The following is a 16,485-nucleotide window of genomic DNA, read 5'->3' as shown; positions in this document are numbered from 1 at the left end:
TATCGTTGGACTAAACATGGATTTGTGATGCACATTCTCTTCTTGGCCGACAACTTCCCACCCGAAGTCAACGCCCCGGCTTCGCGCACCTTCGAGCACTGTCGCGAGTGGGTGCGGGCGGGTCATCGGGTGACGGTGATTACGGGGGCACCGAATTTCCCGACCGGCAAGGTCTTCGACGGTTACCGCAATCGGCTTTGGCAGCGCGAGCGCATGGACGGCATCGAGGTGGTGCGGGTCTGGACCTACATCACGGCCAACGAGGGCATCGCAAAGCGGACGATCGATTATATGTCCTTTATGGTGACGGCTTTCCTGGCCGGCCTGGTGCACCGCCGACCGGACGTGATCGTCGGGACCTCGCCGCAGTTCTTTACCAACTGTGCGGCCTGGATGCTGTCGGTCTTTCGCTGGCGGCCGTTCGTGTTCGAGCTGCGCGATCTCTGGCCGGAGTCGATCAAGACCGTCGGCGCGATGGAGGATTCAGCCGCGCTTCGACTGATGGAGCGTCTGGAGCTGTTTCTCTATCGCCGAGCCGCCGGGGTGGTCGCGGTGACCGAGTCCTTCCGCCGCAATCTGATTGCGCGCGGTATCGACGGCGCCAAAATCCAGGTGGTCACCAACGGGGTCGACCTGACCCGTTTCCGGCCGATGGAGCGTGATCCGGAGCTGGCCGATCGGCTCGGGCTGACCGGCAAGCTGGTCGCCGGCTATATCGGCACCCACGGGATGGCGCATGCATTGGAGACGGTCCTGGAGGCGGCACGCCGGATGGCGGCACGCCGGATGGCGGCACTGCCCGAGGGCCGGGATGTGCGCTTCGTGCTCTTGGGTGACGGGGCGCAGAAGCAGGCGCTGAAGGCGACCGCAGAGCAGATGGGGCTGACCAACGTCGTCTTCCTTGACTCGGTGTCGAAGGCCGAGGTGCCGCTCTACTGGTCGCTGCTGGACATCTCCATCATTCATCTGCGCAAGGCCGACAACTTCACGCAAGTCATCCCCTCGAAGCTCTTTGAGTGCATGGGCATGGGGATCCCGGTGTTGCATGGTGTGGCGGGCGAATCCGCCGAGATCGTCGAGCGCGAACGCGTCGGGCTGGTGTTCGAGCCGGAGAGCGCCGAGGCATTGTGCGACGGCCTGCTGCGGCTGACGCGGGATCCGGCGCTTTACCAAGATCTACGCAGGCATTGCCTGGAGGCCGCACCGCGTTATAACCGCTCGGAATTGGCCCGACGCATGTTGCATGTGCTCGAAGACGTCGGCGGGAGGGGGCGCTGATGCTGTTGCGTTACTGGCATACGCTGCGCCATCTGCGTCCGGTGCAGTTCTACGGTCGACTCTGGTTTCGGTTGTATCGACCCCGGCCGGATCTGCGCCCGGCGCCGGGCTTGCGCGCGGCCACGGGTGCCTGGGTGGCGCCGACGGAGCCTGCGGTGTCGATGCAGGGGCCGGAGACCTTTCGGTTTCTGAACGCCGAGCACCGGGTTCTGGGGCCGAGCGCTTGGAACGATCCGGCACGCGATAAGCTCTGGCTCTACAACCTGCACTATTTCGACGATCTGAACGCGGTGGCCGCAGCGGCGCGTGCCGATTGGCATCGCGCGCTGCTGCTGCGCTGGGTCGCGGAGAACCCGCCTGTTGCGGGCAACGGCTGGGAGCCCTATCCGACCTCGCTGCGCATCGTGAACTGGATCCAGTGGTCGCTGGCGGGCAATGAGCTGCCGCCCGAGTGCGTGCAGAGCCTGGCGGTGCAGACGCGTTGGCTGCGACGACGTCTCGAGCACCATCTGCTCGGCAATCATCTGGTCGCCAATGCCAAGGCCCTGGTCTATGCCGGGGCCTTTTTCGTCGGGCCGGAGGCGGATCAATGGCGTGCGCTTGGGCTGCGGCTGTTGGGGCGCGAGCTGCCCGAGCAGATCCTGCCCGACGGCGGGCATTTCGAGCGCAGCCCGATGTATCACGCCATCCTGCTCGATGACGGGCTGGATCTGCTCAACCTGGCCGGAGCCTATCCGGAAACGACGGAGCCCGCGGCCGTCGCCTTTTACAGGGATCGGGCCGATGTGATGACGTCCTGGCTGCAGGCCATGTGTCACCCCGATGGCGAGATCGGCTTCTTCAACGACGCCGCCTTCGGGATTGCGCCGACACTGGCGCAGTTGAACGATTACCGCCGGCGACTCGGCTTTTGTGATTCCTGCCGAGCTCCAGCCGGGATGTCGGGTCACGCTGCGCTACCCCGACCTGCGGTGAATACCTGCACAGTCTCTGCTGCGTGCGAGCGTCTGACGGAAGCCCCGGGTCCCAACCCCACACCAGACCCCGACGTCCCCCGCGCGTTCTGGCTGCGCGAGTCCGGCTATGTGCGTCTGGAAGCCGGTTCTGCCGTGGCGCTCCTGGACGTCGCGCCGATCGGTCCGGACTATCTTCCCGGCCACGCACACGCCGATACCTTGTCGTTCGAATTGTCCCTGTTCGGCCAGCGGGTCATCGTCAACGGGGGCACCTCTCGATACGGCAGCGGACCGGAGCGGCTCGCCGAGCGGGGGAGCGCCGCGCACAGCACGGTCCAGATCGACGGCGCCGATTCAAGCGAGGTCTGGGGCGGTTTTCGCGTCGCGAGGCGGGCGCGACCGTTGGATGTGCGGGTGGAGACGGTGTCCGACCTCGGCTACGATCCGTTGCTGGACCGGGACACGCGCGGCGGCGCGTCATCCGAGCCCGGCAACGCGGCAGTGGCTCTGCTGCGCGTCTCGGCCGCCCACGATGGCTATCGGCGCCTGCGCGGACGCCCGTTGCATCGTCGCACCTGGGAGATGACACCGGGTCGGCTGACGGTGACCGACCGTCTGGAGGGCGAATACGGCAAGGCGATCGCTCGCTTCCATCTGCATCCGCAGATCCAGGCCGACGGGGAAGGGCTGCAGGGCCACCTCGTCCCGCCCGCCGGGCAGAGCGTTCGCTGGTCCATCGCCAAGGGACAGGCCCGGCTCGTGACCGATGTGTGGCATCCTGAGTTTGGCCGCTCTTTGCCGGCGCAGTGTCTGGAGGTCGAGATCTCTGACGGCGAGTGCACAATGGTCCTCGATTGGGGGTGAGGATTTGTCGGGTTTCGAGGAGCCTTGTGCAACAGTGGTTCGGGTGCTTGAAGTCCTCGCCATTTCGAGAGCGGAAGGAGGGTTTTATGTTCTTGGGTTTCGGTAAGTTTGCTCATCAGCGGCGACTCGCCAAGGGGCTGCGCAAGCGCCCGCTGGATCGGGCGACTGTCGAGGAGCTGGAGACGGTGATCGACATGCAGCACAAGGAGCTGCCTTGGGGAGTGCTTTGGGAAACGATGGAGCTGTCGGAGAAGGCAAAATCCGAGGTTCGAGAAGACGACCCCCTTCATCCTTCGCTTGCCAGGATTTTCAGAAGCTCGATCTGGGAGATCCAAAATCGATCCAGAGGATCGTTGTAGGCGCTCCTTTCGACGCTGTAATGCAAGCTTTCTGGTCGATTTGGGCGTGCCGCGGTCGGCGATCCTCTCCGAATCGCAGAGTCGGAACACGCGCGGCAACGCCGAAGCGAGTCGGGCGCTTGTGGAGCCGTTGGGTATCGACCGGGTGCTGCTGGTGACCTCCGCCTGGCATCTGCGGCGGGCCGTCCCCTTGTTCGAGCGCGTCGGTTTCGAGGTGATTCCGGTCGGGGCCGATTATCGCGCGCTCGGCACCTGCAGCGGACCGGCCTGTTGGCTGCCGAGCTTCGATGCGTTGGGGCTGACGTCCATGGCGTGGAAGGATATTTGGGGCATTGGTGGGGCGGTGATCTGGGTGGGAGGGGTCGGGCGATGTGGTCGAGGTCGATGCGGACCCGTACTCGCGGGCTCGGAAGCAAGCGAGGCCGATTCGTCGCCGATCGCGATGACCGTGGTACGTCCCCGGTTTCCCGCATGCCCGGGTAGGTGTAGCGGCGACTTCAGTCGCCCATGGGTAGCGGCGACTTCAGTCGCCCAGGGGTAGCGGCGACTTCAGTCGCCCAGGGGTAGCGGCGACTTCAGTCGCCCATGGGTAGGGGCGACTTCAGTCGCCCATGGGTAGCGGCGACTTCAGTCGCCTATGGGTAGGGGCGACTTCAGTCGCCCGGAAACCAAACCGCAGGAGCGAGGGGGCGACTAAAGTCGCCGCTACACTTGTCCCGCAACCGCGCCCCGTTGGCGCGCCCGGCACGGCGGGGCGTCGGCGCCGACATCGAATCAGGGATGCGCCGGCCCCAAGCAGATCGCTCGGAAGCAGGCGAGGCCGATTCGTCGCCGATCGCGATGACCGTGGTACGTCCCCGGTTTCCCGCATGCCCGGGTAGGTGTAGCGGCGACTTCAGTCGCCCATGGGTAGCGGCGACTTCAGTCGCCCAGGGGTAGCGGCGACTTCAGTCGCCCATGGGTAGCGGCGACTTCAGTCGCCCATGGGTAGCGGCGACTTCAGTCGCCCAGGGGTAGCGGCGACTTCAGTCGCCCAGGGGTAGGGGCGACTTCAGTCGCCTATGGGTAGCGGCGACTTCAGTCGCCCATGGGTAGCGGCGACTTCAGTCGCCTATGGGTAGGGGCGACTTCAGTCGCCCGGAAACCAAACCGCAGGAGCGAGAGGGCGACTAAAGTCGCCGCTACACTTGTCCCGCAACCGCGCCCCGTTGGCGCGCCCGGCACGGCGGGGCGTCGGCGCCGACATCGAATCAGGGATGCGCCGGCCCCAAGCAGATCGCTCGGAAGCAGGCGAGGCCGATTCGTCGCCGATCGCGATGACCGTGGTACGTCCCCGGTTTCCCGCATGCCCGGGTAGGTGTAGCGGCGACTTCAGTCGCCCATGGGTAGCGGCGACTTCAGTCGCCCATGGGTAGCGGCGACTTCAGTCGCCCATGGGTAGCGGCGACTTCAGTCGCCCAGGGGTAGCGGCGACTTCAGTCGCCCATGGGTAGCGGCGACTTCAGTCGCCCAGGGGTAGGGGCGACTTCAGTCGCCTATGGGTAGGGGCGACTTCAGTCGCCTATGGGTAGGGGCGACTTCAGTCGCCCGGAAACCAAACCGCAGGAGCGAGAGGGCGACTAAAGTCGCCGCTACACTTGTCCCGCAACCGCGCCCCGTTGGCGCGCCCGGCACGGCGGGGCGTCGGCGCCGACATCGAATCAGGGATGCGCCGGCCCCAAGCAGATCGCTCGGAAGCAGGCGAGGCCGATTCGTCGCCGATCGCGATGACCGTGGTACGTCCCCGGTTTCCCGCATGCCCGGGTAGGTGTAGCGGCGACTTCAGTCGCCCATGGGTAGCGGCGACTTCAGTCGCCCAGGGGTAGGGGCGACTTCAGTCGCCTATGGGTAGGGGCGACTTCAGTCGCCCGGAAACCAAACCGCAGGAGCGAGGGGCGACTAAAGTCGCCGCTACACTTGTCCCGCAACCGCCCCGTTGGCGCGCCCGGCACGGCGGGGCGTCGGCGCCGACATCGAATCAGGGATGCGCCGGCCCCAAGCAGATCGCTCGGAAGCAGGCGAGGCCGATTCGTCGCCGATCGCGATGACCGTGGTACGTCCCCGGTTTCCCCCAAGACCGGATAGGTGTAGCGGCGACTTCAGTCGCCCAGGGTAGGGGCGACTTCAGTCGCCCATGGGTAGCGGCGACTTCAGTCGCCCATGGGTAGCGGCGACTTCAGTCGCCCATGGGTAGGGGCGACTTCAGTCGCCCATGGGTAGGGGCGACTTCAGTCGCCCGGAAACCAAACCGCAGGAGCGAGAGGGCGACTAAAGTCGCCGCTACACTTGTCCCGCAACCGCGCCCGTTGGCGCGCCCGGCACGGCGGGGCGTCGGCGCCGACATCGAATCAGGGATGCGCCGGCCCCAAGCAGATCGCTCGGAAGCAGGCGAGGCCGATTCGTCGCCGATCGCGATGACCGTGGTACGTCCCCGGTTTCCCGCATGCCCGGTAGGTGTAGCGGCGACTTCAGTCGCCCATGGGTAGCGGCGACTTCAGTCGCCCAGGGGTAGCGGCGACTTCAGTCGCCCATGGGTAGCGGCGACTTCAGTCGCCCAGGGGTAGGGGCGACTTCAGTCGCCCAGGGGTAGCGGCGACTTCAGTCGCCCATGGGTAGCGGCGACTTCAGTCGCCTATGGGTAGGGGCGACTTCAGTCGCCCATGGGTAGCGGCGACTTCAGTCGCCCATGGGTAGCGGCGACTTCAGTCGCCCGGAAACCAAACCGCAGGAGCGAGAGGGCGACTAAAGTCGCCGCTACACTTGTCCCGCAACCGCCCCGTTGGCGCGCCCGGCACGGCGGGGCGTCGGCGCCGACATCGAATCAGGGATGCGCCGGCCCCAAGCAGATCGCTCGGAAGCAGGCGAGGCCGATTCGTCGCCGATCGCGATGACCGTGGTACGTCCCCGGTTTCCCGCATGCCCGGTAGGTGTAGCGGCGACTTCAGTCGCCCAGGGGTAGCGGCGACTTCAGTCGCCCAGGGGTAGCGGCGACTTCAGTCGCCCATGGGTAGCGGCGACTTCAGTCGCCCATGGGTAGGGGCGACTTCAGTCGCCCATGGGTAGGGGCGACTTCAGTCGCCCGGAAACCAAACCGCAGGAGCGAGAGGGCGACTAAAGTCGCCGCTACACTTGTCCCGCAACCGCGCCCCGTTGGCGCGCCCGGCACGGCGGGGCGTCGGCGCCGACATCGAATCAGGGATGCGCCGGCCCCAAGCAGATCGCTCGGAAGCAGGCGAGGCCGATTCGTCGCCGATCGCGATGACCGTGGTACGTCCCCGGTTTCCCGCATGCCCGGTAGGTGTAGCGGCGACTTCAGTCGCCCATGGGTAGCGGCGACTTCAGTCGCCCAGGGGTAGGGGCGACTTCAGTCGCCCATGGGTAGCGGCGACTTCAGTCGCCCAGGGGTAGGGGCGACTTCAGTCGCCCAGGGGTAGCGGCGACTTCAGTCGCCCATGGGTAGCGGCGACTTCAGTCGCCTATGGGTAGGGGCGACTTCAGTCGCCCATGGGTAGCGGCGACTTCAGTCGCCCATGGGTAGCGGCGACTTCAGTCGCCCGGAAACCAAACCGCAGGAGCGAGAGGGCGACTAAAGTCGCCGCTACACTTGTCCCGCAACCGCCCCGTTGGCGCGCCCGGCACGGCGGGGCGTCGGCGCCGACATCGAATCAGGGATGCGCCGGCCCCAAGCAGATCGCTCGGAAGCAGGCGAGGCCGATTCGTCGCCGATCGCGATGACCGTGGTACGTCCCCGGTTTCCCGCATGCCCGGTAGGTGTAGCGGCGACTTCAGTCGCCCATGGGTAGCGGCGACTTCAGTCGCCCATGGGTAGGGGCGACTTCAGTCGCCTATGGGTAGGGGCGACTTCAGTCGCCCGGAAACCAAACCGCAGGAGCGAGAGGGCGACTAAAGTCGCCGCTACACTTGTCCCGCAACCGCGCCCCGTTGGCGCGCCCGGCACGGCGGGGCGTCGGCGCCGACATCGAATCAGGGATGCGCCGGCCCCAAGCAGATCGCTCGGAAGCAGGCGAGGCCGATTCGTCGCCGATCGCGATGACCGTGGTACGTCCCCGGTTTCCCGCATGCCCGGTAGGTGTAGCGGCGACTTCAGTCGCCCATGGGTAGCGGCGACTTCAGTCGCCCAGGGGTAGCGGCGACTTCAGTCGCCCATGGGTAGCGGCGACTTCAGTCGCCCAGGGGTAGGGGCGACTTCAGTCGCCCATGGGTAGCGGCGACTTCAGTCGCCCATGGGTAGGGGCGACTTCAGTCGCCCATGGGTAGGGGCGACTTCAGTCGCCTATGGGTAGGGGCGACTTCAGTCGCCCGGAAACCAAACCGCAGGAGCGAGAGGGCGACTAAAGTCGCCGCTACACTTGTCCCGCAACCGCGCCCCGTTGGCGCGCCCGGCACGGCGGGGCGTCGGCGCCGACATCGAATCAGGGATGCGCCGGCCCCAAGCAGATCGCTCGGAAGCAGGCGAGGCCGATTCGTCGCCGATCGCGATGACCGTGGTACGTCCCCGGTTTCCCGCATGCCCGGTAGGTGTAGCGGCGACTTCAGTCGCCCATGGGTAGCGGCGACTTCAGTCGCCCAGGGGTAGCGGCGACTTCAGTCGCCCATGGGTAGGGGCGACTTCAGTCGCCCGGAAACCAAACCGCAGGAGCGAGAGGGCGACTAAAGTCGCCGCTACACTTGTCCCGCAACCGCGCCCCGTTGGCGCGCCCGGCACGGCGGGGCGTCGGCGCCGACATCGAATCAGGGATGCGCCGGCCCCAAGCAGATCGCTCGGAAGCAGGCGAGGCCGATTCGTCGCCGATCGCGATGACCGTGGTACGTCCCCGGTTTCCCGCATGCCCGGTAGGTGTAGCGGCGACTTCAGTCGCCCATGGGTAGCGGCGACTTCAGTCGCCCATGGGTAGGGGCGACTTCAGTCGCCTATGGGTAGGGGCGACTTCAGTCGCCCGGAAACCAAACCGCAGGAGCGAGAGGGCGACTAAAGTCGCCGCTACACTTGTCCCGCAACCGCGCCCCGTTGGCGCGCCCGGCACGGCGGGGCGTCGGCGCCGACATCGAATCAGGGATGCGCCGGCCCCAAGCAGATCGCTCGGAAGCAGGCGAGGCCGATTCGTCGCCGATCGCGATGACCGTGGTACGTCCCCGGTTTCCCGCATGCCCGGTAGGTGTAGCGGCGACTTCAGTCGCCCATGGGTAGCGGCGACTTCAGTCGCCCAGGGGTAGCGGCGACTTCAGTCGCCCATGGGTAGCGGCGACTTCAGTCGCCCAGGGGTAGCGGCGACTTCAGTCGCCCATGGGTAGCGGCGACTTCAGTCGCCCAGGGGTAGGGGCGACTTCAGTCGCCTATGGGTAGGGGCGACTTCAGTCGCCTATGGGTAGGGGCGACTTCAGTCGCCCGGAAACCAAACCGCAGGAGCGAGAGGGCGACTAAAGTCGCCGCTACACTTGTCCCGCAACCGCGCCCCGTTGGCGCGCCCGGCACGGCGGGGCGTCGGCGCCGACATCGAATCAGGGATGCGCCGGCCCCAAGCAGATCGCTCGGAAGCAGGCGAGGCCGATTCGTCGCCGATCGCGATGACCGTGGTACGTCCCCGGTTTCCCGCATGCCCGGTAGGTGTAGCGGCGACTTCAGTCGCCCATGGGTAGCGGCGACTTCAGTCGCCCAGGGGTAGCGGCGACTTCAGTCGCCCATGGGTAGGGGCGACTTCAGTCGCCCGGAAACCAAACCGCAGGAGCGAGAGGGCGACTAAAGTCGCCGCTACACTTGTCCCGCAACCGCGCCCCGTTGGCGCGCCCGGCACGGCGGGGCGTCGGCGCCGACATCGAATCAGGGATGCGCCGGCCCCAAGCAGATCGCTCGGAAGCAGGCGAGGCCGATTCGTCGCCGATCGCGATGACCGTGGTACGTCCCCGGTTTCCCCCAAGACCGGATAGGTGTAGCCCATGGGTAGCGGCGACTTCAGTCGCCCATGGGTAGGGGCGACTTCAGTCGCCTATGGGTAGGAGCGACTTCAGTCGCCCGGAAACCAAACCGCAGGAGCGAGAGGGCGACTAAAGTCGCCGCTACACTTGTCCCGCAACCGCCCCGTTGGCGCGCCCGGCACGGCGGGGCGTCGGCGCCGACATCGAATCAGGGATGCGCCGGCCCCAAGCAGATCGCTCGGAAGCAGGCGAGGCCGATTCGTCGCCGATCGCGATGACCGTGGTACGTCCCCGGTTTCCCGCATGCCCGGGTAGGTGTAGCGGCGACTTCAGTCGCCCATGGGTAGCGGCGACTTCAGTCGCCTATGGGTAGGGGCGACTTCAGTCGCCCGGAAACCAAACCGCAGGAGCGAGAGGGCGACTAAAGTCGCCGCTACACTTGTCCCGCAACCGCCCCGTTGGCGCGCCCGGCACGGCGGGGCGTCGGCGCCGACATCGAATCAGGGATGCGCCGGCCCCAAGCAGATCGCTCGGAAGCAGGCGAGGCCGATTCGTCGCCGATCGCGATGACCGTGGTACGTCCCCGGTTTCCCCCAAGACCGGGTAGGGGTAGGGGCGACTTCGCGGGTGGCCGAGCCGGGGCGGCGTCTTGGCACGGATCCGGGGCATAGGGTCGAGGCGGACGGTTGCTTCTTGCGACGCGTTGTTGCGACGGGTATACACTGATCACTATGGTGGGGCAGAGGGAGGTGCCGATGAAGATTTCGGTGGTGACGACGACCTGCTGTTGCGCGGAAACCGTCGGCGATTGTTTGGCCTCGGTCGCGAGCCAGTCCTATCCCGATCGAGAGCATGTCGTGATCGATGCGGCAAGCCGGGACGGGACCTTGGAGATCTTGCGGGGGCACCGCGACCAGCTTGCCGTGCTGGTCAGCGAGCCCGATGGGGGCATTTATGACGGTTTGAACAAGGGGATCGACAGGGCGAGCGGGGAGGTGGTGGGTTTCCTGCATGCGGACGATGTCTTTGCTGACCCGGATGTCTTGACGCGCGTCGCCGACGCATTTTCCGATCCCGGTGTGGATGCTGTTTACGGGGACTTGGTGTATGTCGCTCGCGAGGACACTCTACGTGTCATTCGGTACTGGCGCTCCGGGGAGTATCGTCGCAGCCGGTTGCGTTGGGGCTGGGCGCCTCCGCATCCCACGCTCTATCTGCGCCGCTCGCTGTACGAGCGTTTCGGTGGCTTCGACCTTCGTTATGGCATTGCCGGGGATTACGACCTCATGCTGCGGATGCTGATGCAGTTGTCCGGTCGGGTGGTCTATGTGCCGGAGGTGCTGGTTCGGATGCGGGTCGGGGGGCAGCAACCGGTCGCTCAAGCACCTGCTGCAAAAATCTCGGGAAGACTATCGTATCCTTCGCGCCAACGCGGTTGGCGGCCTCGGTTCGTTGGCTTGGAAAAACCTGTTCAAGGTGCCGCAGTTTATTGTTGCGAAAGGTCGAAGAGTCTGACCGGTTTCGCGATGACGTTGATTATGTGCCGCTTTCTTGTCGTTCTTGGAGGATGTTGGGCCGTTGGATCCGGCTGCGTCGGCTCGGCTGGCGGGCGGGGGTCTTTGCGATCGGTTGGGTGAGGGGGGCGGTTCGTGATACCCGTAACTTTGTCCATCGTGGCACGTGGCGCGGAGCGCCAGGGGCACGCGTGACACCGCAGAGCGGTGTCACGAGAGAGGCGCGGGTGTCACGAGAGAGGAGCGGGTGTCACGAGCGAGTGACCCTTTGTGCTCGGAGACGCTGGGCCGATGGTCTGGTAAGCTTACGGCGCTGCAGTAGTGCCGTTTTGTTTGTCGGGTGAATAATATGTCTTTGTCGAGAGCCGTCGAGATTTGTCGGGGTGCCGTGGATCGAAGACCACACGGAACGCATTGCGTGGATGGCGGTTGCGGCATGAGTCGACGGTCGGATTCTGATCGAAGGGACGGGCCTCGCTCATTAGGCCGGCCACCCAACCTTCAAGGACGCGTGACACCGCTCCGCGGTGTCACGCATCCCCCTGGCGCTCTGCGCCACGTACCGCGATGGCCGGAATTACGAGCAAGGCCAAGGGACGTTTGTCTGAGGAAAACGGCGGTCCCGGCGGTCTGGATTGCGATCTTTCTGCTCGCCCTGTCACTCACCGGGTGCGGGGGGGCGGTTCCTCGGGGGATTGGCTCCGATGTCGCTGAAACCGCGACGACAGGCGGAAATCCGTTGAGCGGAGATGCGGCGCAGCAGTATCCGACCGCACCGGCCGATGTGGAGACGGTTCCGGTGACGATCGGGCCTCCGCCCGATCCCAGTCTCGAAGATCTGGTCTATCGCATCGGCCCCTACGATCGATTGCAGGTCGAGGTGTTCGGTGTCGAGGAGATGTCTTCGACCGGTCGGGTCAATTTCCAGGGCTTTTATACGATGCCGTTGGTCGGTTCCATCTCCTTAAATGGTCTGACGACGGACGAGGCCGAGGCCGAGATCGAGCGTGTTCTGGGCAGCCGTTATCTCCGTAACCCGAGCGTAACGGTTTACGTCGAGGATACGGCGAACATGAACATCACCCTGTCGGGTAAGATGAACGGAAGCCGACAGATTACCGGGAGAACCACGTTGGGGCAGGTTCTGGCGGCCTCCGGCGGCGTTCCGCCCGTTGGCAAGAAGCGCCAGGTCGTCATCTTTCGGGCTACCGACGAAACGCGCCAGACGGCGAATCCTTCGTTGCACGCCTATGTCGTCGATTATCAGGCCATCCTTGAGGGCAAGCTTCGTGATCCGCTTTTGGTAGGAAACGATCGGGTCTATGTACCGCCGTCGGCGCTGGCGATCTTTTTCGATCCATGGCTCGGGGTCTTTAAGACGTATACGCCGGTCGAGATCGACAAACCGACGATTTTTTGACGATTATGGGATTTCCCAAGCGATTTCCGGACGATTCGATCGCTGTTGGGTGTCTTGGCGATCGTAAGTTCAAGATCCGCCAACGGTTGGTTTTGCCTCGGGCGGCTCGGCATGTCGAGTGGATTGGACTGGTGTTCCGGGCATTGCCTTGGGTGGTTTCCGGAAATGGAGTGCCGGGTAGGGGCGACTTAGGCGATTTCCGGGAATGATCATCCCGGCCGTGCGTGTTGCCAATGCTTACCGGGCGACTAAAGTCGCCCCTACATGTTGGTCGATGCTTTCCCGGAAATCGCCTTAAGTCGCCCCTACCTCCGAGAATCGCCTTAGGCCATTGAAGGCTCTTAATTATGATGCTGATTCGGTTTGATTCATGAACGATTTTTCGAATTCGCCCTATCCGCGATTACCGCCGCCCGGCGGTGGCCCGATGGTTGCCGGACCCGCGTCCGGGGCTCTCGACTATCCGCGCGGCCCGGTGTTTCAGGACCTCGGCGACGAGGGGGAGGGGCTGGATCTCAAGCGTTATCTGGCGATCCTGCTCTATCGTAAGTGGCTGCTTATCTTCGCCGTGCTGCTGGCCTTGATCGCCGGGCTCTTCTATACCGTCCGCGAGCCGCCGGTGTATCGCGCCAAGGCGACGGTTCAGGCGACGCCCCCTTCCGGAAGCCCGTTTGGATTCACCGATCTTTCGGCCATTGCATCGGCGCGCAACTTCGCCGGCGACCAACTGCAACTCCTGCGCAGCACCGTTTTGGCCGAGCGTGCCGCGCAGACCTTGAGCTTGGATCTCGCGCCTGAACCCAAACGGGACGACGCCGCGCTGACCTTCTTCGACGAGCTGCAACAACAGTTGACGCAATGGTGGCATGCACGTCAAGGACGTGCGGAACCGACGGAGCTGGACGAACAGCGCGACCGTCTTCTGGACGATCCGTTGGCGTCCAATCAGGCCGTCGTGGCGACGCGGATCAGAAGCACCCTGGTGGCCACCCCGGTGCGCGACACCAATCTTATTCAATTGAGCATGGAGGGGGAGGATCCACGGGCCATTACGGCCATGTTGAACGCGGTTGCCAAGACCTTTGTCAGTTTTCAAACCGAGCGTCGGAGCGATGACGCCACCTCGACCCTGACCTTTTACGAGCAGCAGATCCAACGCATCCGCGTGCAGTTGGAGGATGCGGAGCGCCAGTTGACGGACTATGCGCGCAGCAAGGATCTGGTCCATGTCGACAACATGCTCGGGCATTCGCAGACCGAGTTCGGGGCACTGCGCGAACGGCTCGGCGATGCGGAGCGCAACCTCTTTCAAGCCGAAGCCAAGATGCGCGCGATGAACGAGATCGATGCGCAAGGCAGCTCGGACTTTCTGGGGAGCGCGGTTATTCAGTCGCTGAAGACCCGCCGCGGCGAGCTTCAAGATGAATATCAGCGCAAGCTCGAGGTCTTCCTGCCGGAGTATCCGGCGATGGTGCAGCTTCGCAGCCAGATCGAGGCGATCGACGGACAGATTGCGGCCGAGGTCGATTCGATCTCGCGCAGCCTTCGTATCGAGTACGAAACCAGCCTCAAGGAGCGCCAGCTCCTCACCGACCGCGCCGAAGAGGCTCGCTTGGAGCTCTTGAAGCTCCGCGACGAAACGGTCGACTACAGCGCACTGACCCGCTCGCGCGATACGCTCCAAGCCATGTACAACGGGCTACTGTCGCGGGTGACGGAGGCGGAGCTGGTCTCCGGCATCGCGCATGACAACATCCGCATCGTCGATCTGGCGACGGTACCGGCGAAGCCCTTCAAACCGGATCTCAACAAGAACCTGCTGGCGTCGGCCTTCCTGGGTCTGGTGCTGGGCGTGCTCTTGATCCTCTTGCTCGAGCATCTCGATGACTCCTACAAGTCCAACGACGAGGTCGAGAAGGAGACCGGGAGCCCCGTGCTCGGAAGCCTGCCGTTCATCGATACCTCCACGGGGGTGCAATCCTCGGCCAACCTGGCCCTCAGTGTCGCGAACGATCCGAAGGGACCTTTGGCCGAGGCCAGTCGCTCGCTGCGGACCTCGCTGATGTTCTCGACCGCGGAGGGTGCGCCGCGCGTGTTGCACTTCACCAGCGCATCTCCGGGTGAAGGCAAGTCCTTTAGTTGTGTCAGTATCGCGGCGTCCTTCACGCAGAGCGGCAGTACCGTGCTCTGTATCGACTGTGATCTGCGTAACCCGTCGCTGCACGGCATCTTCGATGTGCCCAACGACGCGGGCCTGACCAATTATCTCGCCGGGGATATCAGCCCGGCGGAGATTGCGCAGGCGACGAGCGTCGAGGGTCTCTTTGTGATCTCGAGCGGGCCTATGCCGCCGAATCCGGTCGAGCTGCTCTCCAGCGGCAAGATGATGAATCTACTCAAGCTGGCGGCGGAGCGTTTCGACTATGTGTTGCTCGATGGCCCGCCGGTGATCGGGCTCGCGGATGCCTTGGTGCTCTCGCGCATGGCCGGCTCGAGCCTGTTGGTGATCGATAAGGCCAAGAGCACGCGCACCACGGTGAAGGAGGGTCTGAAACGGATGCGCGGCAGTCAGGCACGCATCATCGGTGTCGTGCTGCAAAAGGTGGGTCAGCCTGGACAGCGTGGTTACGGCTACGGCTATGGCTATGGCTATGGCTATGGATATCGGTACCAATACCAGTACCTCTACGGCTATGGACAGGATCACGATGAGCGGTCACCGGGCTAGCGGCGTGACCGAGGCGGGGGGCTCGATGTCGCGTGTTCGGGGTCTGGTCTGGCGTATCGCATTTACGCTGATCTGCGTGGTCCTGGCCTGGCGGGTCGGGTCGCTCGGGGTGGCGCGACTCTACGAGGCCGGACTCGACGAGAACGGCGCCGACGCGGCACGCCAGGTGCTCGATTGGCATCGGGAGCAGCCGGAGGCGCTCTACCGGCTGGGTCTCTCGCTGTTGGGACGCGATCCGGAGACCGCTCGGGCCTTGCTGACGGAGGCTTATCGGCTGAATCCGAGCCGGGCCGAGCCGTTGCTTGCGCTGGGCGGATTGGCGATGGCCGAGGACGATCAGGCGCGCGCGGAGGGGTTGGTCGCGGCTGCGTCCGCGCTGGCGCCGGTGAGTGCTCGGGTGCAGGAGGACATTGCCGCCTATTGGGCCAGCCGTGGGCGGTTGGACTTGGCCCTGACACACTGGTCGCGTGCGATCGAGGCCGGCTCGCCGCGCACACGGAGCATCTTCGAGACCTTTCGTCGCTTGTTGGGCACGCCGGAGGGCATCGCCGCCTTTCGTGGCGTTGCGCGTGAGCCGCCGGCCTGGTGGGAGCAGTTCTTCGTGCAGACTGCGCAGGGCAAGTCGGAGCTTGGACTGGTGCGGCAACTCTATGAGATGCGGCGGGCTCCGGGGGTCGTGCCGCTGTCGGCGGAGGAGCGCGCGAGCTATGTCGCACGATTGCTGCGCGAGGAGGAGTTCGAGGCGGCTTATCTGGCTTGGGTCAACAGTTTGTTTGCGGCTCAGCGACAGGAGTTGGGGCTCCTCTTCAACGGTGGGTTCGAGCTGCCGTTTACCGGCTTCGGTTTCGACTGGCATGTGGTCAAACACGACCGGGCGAGCGTGTCGCGGGCCCCGGTCGAGGGGGCTCAGGGGCAGGCGCTGCGGATCCTGTTTCGCTTCTCGCGGACGCGGTTCGATCATTTTTACCAGCCTTTGTATCTGGCCCCGGGGGCGTATCGGATGTCCGGGCGTTATCGCAGCGACAAGCTCTATTCGGAGTCCGGTCTGCGTTGGATCGTCAACTGTCGCTCGCCTGCAAGCGGGGCCCTTGGCGAGAGTACGCGGATCCTGGGGAGCGAGGAGTGGACAAACTTCAGCTTCGAGGCGGAGATCCCGGAGACCTGTCGACATCAAGAGGTGCGTTTGGCCAGCGCCGACATCCTTCGGCTCGACGAGGCGATCGACGGGACGCTTTGGTTCGATGACTTGGTCGTGGTCCGGATCGATGCCATCTCGCCCTTGGAGCGTGCGCGTTCGGCAGCGCGTATGTTGTCGGATGAGGCTGGGGAGGAGAGGGCGCCGGATTGATCCGAAGTCGGGTGCATGGGGCTTGGGTGGTTTCCGGGAAAGGAA

8 protein-coding genes are annotated in these 16,485 nt (G+C 64.9%); all 8 read left to right on the top strand.

Annotated features, from left to right (window positions below):
- Positions 1-27: 27 nt before the first annotated feature.
- The 8 genes from KFB96_RS06265 (at position 28) to KFB96_RS06230 (ending at position 16,440) form a co-directional block, all read left to right on the top strand.
- A complete protein-coding gene (locus KFB96_RS06265) occupies positions 28-1,278 on the top strand; it encodes a glycosyltransferase family 4 protein (protein ID WP_213465592.1) in 1,251 nt (416 codons plus the stop codon).
- Positions 1,278-3,098 carry a heparinase II/III family protein gene (locus KFB96_RS06260; protein WP_213465594.1) on the top strand — a complete coding sequence of 607 codons (1,821 nt, stop codon included), beginning with the start codon at positions 1,278-1,280 and terminating at the stop codon, positions 3,096-3,098. The genes KFB96_RS06265 and KFB96_RS06260 overlap by 1 nt, the downstream gene beginning before the upstream one ends.
- A gap of 86 nt (positions 3,099-3,184) precedes the next feature.
- Positions 3,185-3,457, top strand: coding sequence for a hypothetical protein (locus KFB96_RS06255; RefSeq protein ID WP_213465596.1), 273 nt, complete (start codon positions 3,185-3,187; stop codon positions 3,455-3,457).
- Positions 3,396-3,998 (top strand): YdcF family protein, encoded by a 603-nt coding sequence (locus KFB96_RS27420; protein ID WP_367115029.1) that lies wholly within the window; start codon positions 3,396-3,398, stop codon positions 3,996-3,998. The genes KFB96_RS06255 and KFB96_RS27420 overlap by 62 nt, the downstream gene beginning before the upstream one ends.
- Positions 3,999-10,185: 6,187 nt before the next feature.
- A complete protein-coding gene (locus tag KFB96_RS06245) occupies positions 10,186-11,067 on the top strand; it encodes a glycosyltransferase family 2 protein (RefSeq protein WP_300971341.1) in 882 nt (293 codons plus the stop codon).
- Between the two features lie 661 nt (positions 11,068-11,728).
- Positions 11,729-12,364 carry a polysaccharide biosynthesis/export family protein gene (locus KFB96_RS06240; RefSeq protein WP_213501818.1) on the top strand — a complete coding sequence of 212 codons (636 nt, stop codon included), beginning with the start codon at positions 11,729-11,731 and terminating at the stop codon, positions 12,362-12,364.
- Between the two features lie 370 nt (positions 12,365-12,734).
- On the top strand, positions 12,735-15,092 hold the full coding sequence (locus tag KFB96_RS06235; RefSeq protein ID WP_213465604.1) for a polysaccharide biosynthesis tyrosine autokinase: 2,358 nt from the start codon (positions 12,735-12,737) through the stop codon (positions 15,090-15,092).
- 25 nt (positions 15,093-15,117) lie between these two features.
- Positions 15,118-16,440: a hypothetical protein gene (locus tag KFB96_RS06230; RefSeq protein WP_213501816.1), complete on the top strand. Its 1,323-nt coding sequence runs from the start codon at positions 15,118-15,120 to the stop codon at positions 16,438-16,440.
- The last annotated feature ends 45 nt before the right edge of the window (positions 16,441-16,485 follow it).

The organism is Thiocapsa sp. (genome assembly GCF_018399035.1).
In the GTDB taxonomy this organism is placed as follows: domain Bacteria; phylum Pseudomonadota; class Gammaproteobacteria; order Chromatiales; family Chromatiaceae; genus Thiocapsa.
The sequence above is the reverse complement of the archived record's forward strand: the minus strand, read 5'-3'. Positions and strand labels throughout refer to the sequence as shown.